General features: G+C 51.4%; 10 protein-coding genes. 2 read left to right on the top strand and 8 right to left on the bottom strand.

The window, feature by feature from the left end; genetic code table 11:
- Positions 1-51: 51 nt before the first annotated feature.
- From rseP to rpsB, 8 genes are all read right to left on the bottom strand, one after another.
- Positions 52-1,389 carry an RIP metalloprotease RseP gene (gene rseP, locus FH755_RS02475; RefSeq protein ID WP_292438327.1) on the bottom strand — a complete coding sequence of 446 codons (1,338 nt, stop codon included), beginning with the start codon at positions 1,387-1,389 and terminating at the stop codon, positions 52-54.
- Positions 1,389-2,564, bottom strand: a complete 1,176-nt coding sequence (gene ispC / locus FH755_RS02480) for a 1-deoxy-D-xylulose-5-phosphate reductoisomerase (RefSeq protein WP_292438329.1) — start codon at positions 2,562-2,564, stop codon at positions 1,389-1,391. Before ispC ends, rseP begins: the two co-directional genes overlap by 1 nt.
- Complete coding sequence (locus tag FH755_RS02485) at positions 2,565-3,392, bottom strand: phosphatidate cytidylyltransferase (RefSeq protein WP_292438331.1); 828 nt, start codon at positions 3,390-3,392, stop codon at positions 2,565-2,567.
- Positions 3,385-4,128 carry an isoprenyl transferase gene (locus FH755_RS02490; RefSeq protein WP_292438333.1) on the bottom strand — a complete coding sequence of 248 codons (744 nt, stop codon included), beginning with the start codon at positions 4,126-4,128 and terminating at the stop codon, positions 3,385-3,387. The genes FH755_RS02485 and FH755_RS02490 overlap by 8 nt, the downstream gene beginning before the upstream one ends.
- A gap of 34 nt (positions 4,129-4,162) precedes the next feature.
- A complete protein-coding gene (gene frr, locus FH755_RS02495) occupies positions 4,163-4,720 on the bottom strand; it encodes a ribosome recycling factor (RefSeq protein WP_292438335.1) in 558 nt (185 codons plus the stop codon).
- A gap of 8 nt (positions 4,721-4,728) precedes the next feature.
- Positions 4,729-5,451 (bottom strand): UMP kinase, encoded by a 723-nt coding sequence (gene pyrH / locus FH755_RS02500; RefSeq protein WP_292438337.1) that lies wholly within the window; start codon positions 5,449-5,451, stop codon positions 4,729-4,731.
- 3 nt (positions 5,452-5,454) lie between these two features.
- Complete coding sequence (tsf, locus tag FH755_RS02505; RefSeq protein ID WP_292438339.1) at positions 5,455-6,333, bottom strand: translation elongation factor Ts; 879 nt, start codon at positions 6,331-6,333, stop codon at positions 5,455-5,457.
- Between the two features lie 109 nt (positions 6,334-6,442).
- Positions 6,443-7,195 (bottom strand): 30S ribosomal protein S2, encoded by a 753-nt coding sequence (gene rpsB, locus FH755_RS02510; RefSeq protein WP_292438340.1) that lies wholly within the window; start codon positions 7,193-7,195, stop codon positions 6,443-6,445.
- A 284-nt stretch (positions 7,196-7,479) separates the two neighbouring features.
- On the opposite strand from rpsB, the gene map reads away from it, so the two are divergent.
- Complete coding sequence (gene map, locus FH755_RS02515) at positions 7,480-8,250, top strand: type I methionyl aminopeptidase (protein WP_292438342.1); 771 nt, start codon at positions 7,480-7,482, stop codon at positions 8,248-8,250.
- Between the two features lie 13 nt (positions 8,251-8,263).
- Positions 8,264-10,882 (top strand): [protein-PII] uridylyltransferase, encoded by a 2,619-nt coding sequence (gene glnD / locus FH755_RS02520; protein ID WP_292438344.1) that lies wholly within the window; start codon positions 8,264-8,266, stop codon positions 10,880-10,882.
- Positions 10,883-11,153: the final 271 nt, after the last annotated feature.

Raw genomic sequence — 11,153 nt, forward strand, 5'->3', positions numbered from 1 at the left:
TAGTACTAACGATCCGTCGACGAAGTTGTAAGTGTACCTGCAAAGACAGCATTATCCAAACAGTCTTGATAAATCATTGAAAAAGGCCAGAAACATCAGCATTAGCAACAGGAACAGCCCGATCTGCTGACCTCTGATCTGCACTTCATCGGGCAAGGGTTTACCCCGAACAGCTTCAATAATAAACATCATTAAATGGCCGCCATCGAGCATCGGAATCGGTAACAAATTTAAAATTCCCAACGTAATACTGATCATGGCCAAAAAGCTGACAAAACTCATCAATCCCTGCTCGGCTGAACTGCCGGCAATCTGGGCAATACTGATTGGACCGCCAATATTATCCGTGGAAACATCACCGGTGATCATGCCCCACAAACTCGTTAATGTAGAACTGGTAAACAACCAGGTCTGAAGCACGGCCTCTTTAACGGCAGCCAGCGGACCATAACGCAACTCTGACTGCAGTTCAGCAGGCAGACTGCTGAAGTCGGTGTCGACGCCGGCACCAATCCGGCCTTTACCATCGTCTCCGGCTTCCGGGGTTAGAGACAACTCCAATGTTTGCTGTCCCCGCTCTACTGTTATCAATAGGGTTTCGCCGGCTTTTTGCTGAATCAATGCCACCCAGTCATTCCAGTTGCCCAACTGACGGCCATCAGCAGCAACCAGCCTGTCCCCTTGCTGTAACCCGGCCTGCTCCGCAGGAGAATCTGGCACAATTTGTCCCAGTACCGGTGCAATCTCCGGTCTGAGCGGCGTGATACCCATTTCACTGAGCAGTCGACTGGCCTCATCGACCGCTAACGTCGGTACTTTTACGCTGTATGTTTGCCGGGTCCCACCTGATGCCACTGTGAGTTCAGTCTGATCACCCTGTTCAGCATGTCTCAATAAGGCTTTGAACACACTATTCCAGGTCGGGGTATCGCGGCCATCAACTTGCACAATTTCATCGCCGCCGACCATCCCCGCCTCTGCCACTACCGATTCAGGGGCGACCTCAGCAATGATCGGTTTAATGCCCGGAATACCGACGACAAACAAAAACCAGTAAGCCAGCACGGCAAAAGCCAGGTTGGCCAGTGGTCCTGCCACGACAATCGCCATACGCTTAGGCAGAGACTGGCGATTAAAAGCCTGATCAAGCGCGTTTTCCGGTACCTCGCCCTCTCGTTCATCGAGCATCTTTACATAGCCGCCCAACGGAATCGGGGCAATTACATATTCCGTGCCGTCACGACCAAGCTTGCGCCAGATCGGTTTACCAAAACCGACTGAGAAACGCAGTACCTTGACACCACAGCGTCGGGCGACCCAGAAATGGCCATACTCATGAATCACAATGAGTATGGAAAGCGCAATGAGGAAATAGAGCAGTGAGAGCATCAGCAGACGAGTTCCCGAGCAAGGTGACGTGCAGCCGCGTCATCGGCGAGGATTTGCTCCAGGCTGTCAGCCGGCTTGGCAGGCAATGTTTGCAACACCTGCTCAATAAGACGGGCAATATCGGTAAAGCGGATCTGTCGCTGTAAGAAGGCTGCTACGGCGACTTCGTTGGCCGCATTTAAAATAGCGGTACTGGTACCACCGGCTTCCAAAGCCTGATAGGCAAGACGCAAACAGGGGAAACGGGTAAAGTCGGCTGTGGCAAAATCCAGTCGTCCGGCAGCCACCAGATCCAGCGGCGCTACACCGGAGTCAATCCGTTGCGGCCAGGCCAGTGTGTTGGCAATCGGCGTACGCATATCGGGATTCCCCATCTGCGCTAAAACGCTACCATCATCATAATCGACCATCGAGTGAATAATGCTCTGGCGGTGCAGAATGACTTCAATCTTATCGCTGGGGAGACCAAACAGCCAGTGGGCCTCAATCACTTCCAGGCCTTTATTCATCATGGTCGCTGAATCAACTGAGATTTTCTGCCCCATCGACCAGTTGGGATGGGCGACGGCCTGCTCGGGCGTCACCTCATCCAGCGAGGCCAGATCAGCATCGCGGAATGGTCCGCCGGAAGCGGTGAGAATAATCCGGCGCACACCTTTATCACTAAAATCGTACTGGTGCTCACTACCCAGCGGCATACATTGCCAGATAGCATTGTGTTCACTGTCCACCGGCAGCAAAGTGGCCTTGTTTTGCTGCACTTCATGCATAAACAGGGCGCCGCTCATCACCAGTGCTTCTTTGTTAGCAAGCAGAATACGTTTGCCGGCGCGGGCAGCAGCCAGCGTCGGCAACAGTCCGGCAGCGCCCACAATAGCAGCGACAACATAATCGGTCTGGTCGCTGCCAGCCACTTCCTCTAATGCGCTTTCCCCTGCCAGAACCTGAGTTAGGCAGTTATTTTCCCGCAAACGCTGACTCAGGGTATCTGCCGCTTGAGCATCGAGCATTACAGCGACCTGCGGCTGATGTTCAAGGCACTGCGCCAGCATCGCCTCAACCGAGCCGTTGGCAGTCAATGCATAAACAGAAAACTTGTCACGGTGACGGCTCAGCACATCCAGAGTACTGACACCAATTGACCCGGTAGACCCCAGGATCGTCACTGCTTTCATTTATTGGGCTCCGAGAATCAGCAGGCTGACTGTAAATACCGGGATCGCCGCTAGCAGACTGTCAATACGATCGAGCATACCGCCATGACCAGGTAACAGTTGACCGCTGTCTTTAACATGAAAACTGCGCTTGAAGACACTTTCCAGCAAGTCACCCACTATCGATACCATCACAATGAAAGCCGTCAGCAGTAACCAGCTGAGTAAATCCTGTAACGGGTTACCGACGGTAAAGTGGAAGCCGGTCGCCCAAATCAATGCCAATACCAGGGCACCATAAACACCTTCCCAGGTTTTGTTGGGACTGATGGCAACGGCAAGTTTGTGTTTGCCGAAACGCTTGCCAGCAAAATAACCACCACTATCAGCCAGCCAGACCGTAACCAGTACATACAGCACAAGAGCCGGTCCTTGCGGCCAATGGCTATGGAGCAGGCCGGCACTGGCGACAAAGCCTGCCAGGATCAAGGTCATGGCGATGAAAACAAACACCTTTGACTGAAACAGATGAATCAGGGCAGGATTCAGTGGCCTGTTGGCGAAAAAAATCACCAGTAAGGTCGCGGAAAGCCAGACGCAGAGACTCATCGACAGGATTGCCATGATTGGCAGGTAAAACAGGGCTAGGCCCACCAGCAACACCGCCAGGCTGACAAGGATCGCTTTGATAGCGCTGTTTTGAATGCCCGTCAGACTCAGCCATTCCCAGGCGGCCAGCACGGAGACGACGCTAAACAGCAAGGTGACGACGCCGCTTTGTAAACCCAGCAGTGCCCAGACAACCAGCGGGATGAGAATCGCGGCAGTAATCAGGCGTTGTTTAAGCATCAGAATCATCTTGCAATTGTTCTGAAGTTCGACCAAAGCGTCGCTCACGACGGGAAAAGGAATCGATGGCCTTATTCAACTGATTGGCATCGAATTCCGGCCAGAGCACATCTGTAAAAAAGAACTCGGTGTAGGCCATCTGCCAGAGCAGAAAATTACTGACCCGCTGCTCGCCGCCGGTGCGGATAAACAAGTCCGGTTCAGGCAGTGAAGCAGTCATCAAATGGCTGTTAATCATCTCTTCTGAAATCGCTTCTGCTGCCAGTTCACCACGTGCTACCTGCCCGGCCAGTTGTCTGACAGACTGGGTAATATCCCAGCGGCCACCATAGTTGGCAGCAATATTCAAAATCAGGCCGGTATTATGCTGGGTAAGTTCATGTGCCTTGGCAATTTGCGTTTGCAGCGACGTTGAAAAGCCACTTATATCGCCAATCACCTGTAGCCGGATGTTGTTTTCGTGGAGCTTTTTGACTTGATTATTCAGAGCATGACTGAACAATTCCATCAGTAGTGAGACTTCTTTACTGGGGCGGCGCCAGTTTTCGCTGCTGAATGCAAACAGGCTCAGGACTTCGACACCGAGTTGGGCACAGCGCTTAACGATACCTTCTACCGCTTTAACACCCGCACGATGGCCCATAAAACGGGGTTGCAGACGTTGTTTGGCCCAGCGGCCGTTGCCATCCATGATGATGGCGATATGTTTCGGTACTTTGATGTTTTGATCACTCATACGAGTGTGATGATAATGGAGTGTAACCGGATGGTTACACTTCCATCAGATCCGATTCTTTATCCGACAGGATATGATCGATTTCCTTGATTGTCGCATCGGTCAGTTTCTGAATTTCTTCTTCCGCACCGCGCTCTTCATCTTCTGAGATTTCTTTCTCTTTCAGCAGATCTTTCAGCGTGCTGTTGGCGTCACGACGGATGTTCCGCACAGCCACACGGGCATGTTCTGCTTCTGCTTTCGCCACTTTGACAAGATCACGGCGACGTTCCTCTGTCAGCGGTGGGATCGGAATACGGATAGTCATGCCGGCACTCATCGGGTTAACCCCCAGATCCGAGGTCATGATCGCTTTTTCAATCACTGACACCATATCTTTTTCCCATGGGGTCACAGACAATGTGCGGGAATCCTCAACACCGACATTGGCCACCTGGTTCAGCGGCACATTTGAACCGTAGTATGGGACCTGCAGATGATCCAGCAGGCTGGTATGTGCCCGGCCGGCACGGATTTTAGCCATTTGTGAACTCAGAGCCGAGATGCTTTTCTGCATTCTGTCCGCGGCATCTTTTTTAATTTCTTCGATCATGATCCGTCCTATTTTACTAGTGTGCCAACATCTTCACCGTAGATGATTTTGGTCAGATTACCGGGTTTATGCACATCAAACACACGCAAAGGAATTTCCTGCTCCTGACACATCACCACCGCGGTTGTATCCATGACTGCCAGCCGGTTGTTGATGACTTCATCGTAACTCAGTTCGGTATAACGAACTGCATCGGCATTCTTACGGGGATCATCGGTGTAAACACCATCGACCTGAGTCGCTTTGAGCATCAACTCTGCACCGATTTCCACTGCACGCAGACTGGCTGCGGAGTCGGTCGTGAAAAATGGATTGCCGGTGCCTGCCGCAAAAATCACGACCCGGCCTTTCTCCAGATGCCGGATAGCCCGGCGACGGAGATAATCTTCGCAGACTTCGTGAATGCGAATCGCCGACATGACCCGGCAGAATGTGCCATTACGTTCCAGGGCATCCTGCAGCGCAAGGGCATTCATGACGGTAGCCAGCATGCCCATATGGTCAGCACTGACCCGGTCCATACCGCTGGCAGCCAGACCGGCGCCACGGAAAATATTGCCACCGCCGATGACGATACCGAGCTCAACACCCTGGGCGTTGAGCTCGGTGATCTCTTTGGCAAAGCGGGAAATGACTTCGGGCTGGATGCCGTACTCGGCATCCCCCATCAAAGCCTCGCCACTCAGTTTGAGCAGAACACGCTTGTAAACTGGTTGACTTCCCGTTGTCATCAATTATTTACCTCTGGCTTGAGCCATCACTTCTTCAGCAAAGTTGTCTTCTGCTTTCTCGATACCTTCACCCACTTCATAGAAAGCAAAACCTTCTACTGTGGCACCGGCCTGTTTGACCAGTTTTTCTACGGTCAGGTCCGGGTCTTTAACGAAAGGCTGACCCAGCAGGCTGATTTCGTTGACGAATTTCGCCATGCGGCCTTCGATCATTTTCTCGATGATGTTGTCCGGCTTGCCACTGTCTTTCGCCTGAGTCGCGACGATATCACGCTCTTTGTCCAGCAGTTCCTGAGACAGATCATCAGGAGAAACCGCTTGCGGACGGCTGGCTGCAACATGCATGGCCAGGTCTCTTGCCAGATCTTCGTCACCACCCTTGATGTTGACCATCGTACCAATGCGGTCACCGTGGCGATAGAAACCGATAATGCCATCGGTTGACATCGTTGTGAAACGACGCACCTGGATGTTTTCACCGATTTTGGCTACCAGCGCCTGACGCTTGGATTCGACGGTTTCACCAGAGTCCAGTGTCAGTTCTTTCAGCGCATCCAGATCAGCCGGTTGCGCGGCCAGTGCTTTTTTAGCGACTTCATTGACAAAATTGACGAAATCATCGGCTTTAGCGACAAAGTCAGTTTCAGAGTTGACTTCCAGCATGATCGCATTCTTGTTATCACTGCTGACTTCGATGGCGATAACACCTTCAGCGGCCACGCGATCGGCTTTCTTGTCAGCTTTTGCCAGACCGGCTTTACGCATTTCCTCGATAGCCAGTTCGATATCGCCGTTTGCTTCAACCAGTGCTTTTTTGCACTCCATCATGCCTGAGCCAGTACGCTCACGCAGTTCTTTTACTAAAGCTGCAGTAATTGCCATTGTTCTCACCCTTCAAATCAATTCGGTTTGTGCCGGTCTGATTATTCAGACCACACATACAACACAGGCCCGCCCTCACGGGCGAGCCTGCTGAGTTTCTCAGTAGAAATTACTCGGCTGCTTTTTCAGCACTGTCTTCAGCAACTTCTACAAATTCTTCGTTAGCATCTGCCGTTGTCACAGAGGCGCGACCTTCCAGGATGGCATCGGCAATATTCGCAGTGTAGAGGCGAATCGCACGCATGGAGTCGTCGTTACCCGGAATAACATAATCGATGCCGTCAGGATCACTGTTACTATCGACAACAGCAATAACCGGAATGCCCAGTTTCTTCGCTTCTTTAATAGCGATGCTTTCATGTTCGACGTCGATAACAAACATCGCATCCGGCAGGCCACCCATTTTGCGGATACCACCGATGCTTTTTTCCAGTTTTTCCTGCTCGCGTGTCAGGTCCAGTACTTCTTTCTTTTTCAGACCTTCAGTTTTACCTGATTCGATCATTTCCTGGATATGATCCAGACGTTTGATTGATGCACGGACAGTCTGGAAGTTGGTCAGCATACCGCCCAGCCAGCGACGGTTAACGAAAGGCATACCAGCGCGTTCTGCGTCTTCGCGGATTGCATCCTGGGCAGCACGTTTGGTGCCGACGAACAGGATTTTGCCTTTCTTGGAAGCCAGCTTGCTGACATAGTTCAACGCATCATTGAACAGGGGCAGGCTTTGCTCCAGGTTGATGATATGAATGTTGTTGCGTTTACCAAAAATGAAAGGACCCATTTTTGGATTCCAGTAACGGGTCTGGTGACCGAAATGTACGCCTGCTTCAAGCATTTGGCGCATTGTAGTTTTAGCCATGATTATACCTTTAGAGTATGGGGTTTAGCCTCCATGTACCCCAGTTGTCGACTGTTCGAGTCTTATCGACAGCACCCCGACAACTGTGTCGGCACATGTGTGATTTTGCCTCGTTCTGCTCAGATAGAGAGCAGTAGCGGGCGCGCATATTATTCCACAAATGAGATGTAAAACAAAGCCAAATCATCTCCCCGCCTGTTTTGTCGAAGCATCACTGGTGACCGGCCAGGATTTCCGGCAAACTATGGTCTTGGCTTACAACATTATTTAATTGGGAATTGTACATGGCAGTCAGTATCAAAACTGCAGACGAAATCGAAAAAATGCGAATTGCCGGTCAGCTCGCCGCTGATGTATTGATGATGATCACACCGCACGTCAAGGCTGGCATCACCACTGACGAACTGAACCAGATCTGTCACGACTACATCGTTAATGTGCAAAAAGCGATTCCGGCGCCGCTGAATTATCATGGCTTTCCCAAATCGGTCTGTACATCGGTCAATCACGTTATCTGTCACGGTATTCCCGGCGATAAAAAACTGAAAGACGGTGACATCATTAATATAGATGTGACGGTGATTAAAGACGGCTATCACGGTGATACCAGTAAAATGTTCCATGTCGGCAAAACCTCGATACTGGCCGAGCGTTTGTGCCGCGTCGCCCGTGAATCGATGCTGATCGGGATCGATCTGGTCAAGCCCGGCATTCGTCTGGGCGATATCGGCCATGCCATTCAGCAGCATGCTGAGAAAGAGAACTTCTCTGTGGTACGCGAATACTGCGGACACGGTATCGGTACCGTTTTTCATGAGGAGCCCCAGGTACTGCACTACGGCACCCCCGGCACCGGCATGGAACTCAAACCCGGCATGACCTTCACTATCGAACCGATGATCAATGCCGGTAAACGTCATGTCAGACAATTACCCGACGGCTGGACCGTGGTCACCAAGGATCGTTCACTGTCAGCACAGTGGGAGCATACGATTCTGGTCACTGACACTGGTCATGAAGTACTGACCCGCCGCAGCGAAGAAGACGATCTCTGATACAGGATATTTCATGACTCAACAGGCCATCTCCATCTGGGAAGTCGGCAACCTCGTCATGCCACCCGATGCCGAGGTCAACAGTGAACTGTGCCGGCAGGCTTTGAAACAGAGTCAACAACACCTGAAACAACAATTTGACCAGGGCGTGCCGGTTGCAGAGCTTGTCTATCAACGCGCAGATTTTGTCGATGAAATCCTGCAACAAATCTGGCAGCAGTTCATTGATGACAACACACCGGTCTGCCTTGTTGCAGTCGGTGGTTATGGGCGTGGCGAATTGCATCCCTACTCCGATGTCGATCTGCTGATCCTGCTGGATGAGTCGGTTTCTGCTGAACCACCCTCTTCACTATCGGACTTTTTAACCCAACTATGGGATATCGGTCTGGAAATCGGCCATAGTGTCAGGACCATTCAGGAATGCCGGCAACAGGCAGAAGAAGACATCACGATCGCCACCAACCTGCTGGAAGCCCGGTTTCTATGCGGCGATAAGCGTTTGTTCGATGCACTGGAGCAATTGACGGTCGAAAACAAAACCTGGGATACCCGCCGCTTTTTTGAGCTGAAAAGACAGGAACAGTTTGACCGCCACCAGAAATACAATGACTCCGCCAGCAATCTGGAACCGAATCTGAAAGAATCACCCGGCGGGCTGCGTGATATACAGGTCGTGACCTGGGTCGCCCAGCAGCATTTTGACGTGCGTAACCTGGAAGGTCTCAGGCAAAAAGGCTTTCTCGCCAACAGCGAATTCGAGACACTGCATAAAGCCCAGCAATTCCTCTGGACTATCCGTTTTGCCCTCCACCAGCTGGCCGGTCGTAAGCAGGAAAAACTGATGATTGATCATCAGCGTGAACTCGCAAAACAGCTGGGTTATGTCGACAACGAGTCACGCCTCGCGGTCGAGCAGTTCATGAAGGATTACTACCGCTGCGCCCGCTCGGTAGGCCAGATGAACAGCCTGCTTTTGCAGCTGTTCGAAGAAACCATCATCCTCGCTGATGAGCCACGTGATATTAAAATCATCAACCGCCGCTTTCAGTCCCACAACGGTTATCTGGAAACCATCAATCCCGGCATATTTGCCTATTATCCCTATGCCCTGCTGGAAGTGTTTCTGGTGCTGGAGCAAAACCCGCAGCTTAAAGGTGTCCGGGCCTCGACGATTCGTCAGATTCATGCTCACCTGCATCTGATCGATAATAAGTTCCGGGCCGACTTACGTAACCGCAGCTTATTCATGGAAATCATCCGCCAGCCAAAAGGGGTGACCCATGAATTCCGCCGGATGAACGAACTGGACGTACTTGGCGCCTATCTTCCCGAGTTCGGTCGCATTGTGGGTCAGATGCAGCATGACCTGTTCCATGCCTATACGGTGGATGAACATACGCTGTTTCTGGTTCGTAATCTCCGTCGTTTCTCCTGTGAGGAATACCGTGACGAATTTCCGTTGTGCTCAGCTGTGTTCAACCAGTTACCCAAACCTGAATTGCTCTATATCGCCGGCATCTACCATGATATAGCCAAGGGCCGGGGTGGCGATCACAGTGTACTGGGCGTGATTGATGCCAAAGCCTTCTGTGAACGACACAGCCTGAGCAGCTATGACACCGAGTTAATCTGTTTTCTGGTCCGTCATCACCTGGCGATGTCCTCAACGGCGCAGAAAAGCGATCTGGAAGATCCGGATGTCATCAAAAAATTTGCCGATCTGGTGCAAACCACCGACCGGTTGAATTACCTGTATCTGCTGACTGTGGCTGATATACGCGCCACCAATAATAACCTCTGGAACGGCTGGCGAGATTCGTTACTGAAACAACTCTATCACAGTACGCGTCAGTGGATTGAACACACTGAAGCACAAGCAAAAAGTACCCGCGAAAAGAGCTATAAGAAATACCAGGAAGCGATGCAGAAGCTCATGGAAAAAGATCGTCTGCAGCAGGATATCAGTTTGCTCTGGCAAGGCTATGATCTGGAATACTTCCTGCGTCACTCCGTGGATGAACTGGTATGGCAAACCGAAGAAAGGCTGGATCATGCCGGCGAAGACCCGCTGATTACTCTGCGAACCCACAATGAGCAGCAGACGCTGGAAATCTTTGTGGTCACCAAGGATCGTCCCGGTATTTTCGCCGCCATCACCTCAGCACTGGAGCAATGTCAGCTAAACGTGCTGGATGCCAAGATCAATGTCACCAGTGAGCTGGATGCGCTCAATACCTTCATTGTCAACGGCGACACGCTGGAATCCCGCGAGATTATCAAGGCACTGCAGAAGCAGCTTGCCAATACCGGTGATATCAAAGCCTACTGCCCGGTGATTACGCCCAGAACCATGAAGCTGTTCAAGACACAACCCAGTATCGAATTTGAGACTAATCCGCAGCAAAATCACACGGTCATGTCTCTTTACACACACGACCGACCGGGCCTGGTTTCTGCCGTGGCCCAAGTCTTTCTGGCCTGCGATATTCAGTTGATTAACGCCAAGATCAACACCCTCGGCGATCAGGTGGAAGACGTTTTCTTTATCACTACCAAGGATGATGGGGCACTGAATGAGGAAGAGGAAGACGAGCTCAAGTCACGGCTGGTCGAAAGCCTGTCGCATTAAAAAAACGGCATGACTGCAAGCCAGCCATGCCGTTTTTCTCTGAATTCTGACCTATTTTGTCACGGTCACATCATCAGAGAGGCTCTGCAACTTCTTGTCGCCGATACCTTTGACGCTTTTAAGCTCCTCGACACTATCAAAGCCGTAAGCGTTTAGGCGTTACACCCTAGACAGCTTCGTTAACGGCTGACAGGTCGAGGTCAATATTCCATGGCAGCAGTTGTTCCACCTGATTGATGGGGGTGTTGTTAATGCGTTTGAGCACGGCAGT

This window comes from Methylophaga sp., assembly GCF_009711715.1.
Classification (GTDB): domain Bacteria; phylum Pseudomonadota; class Gammaproteobacteria; order Nitrosococcales; family Methylophagaceae; genus Methylophaga.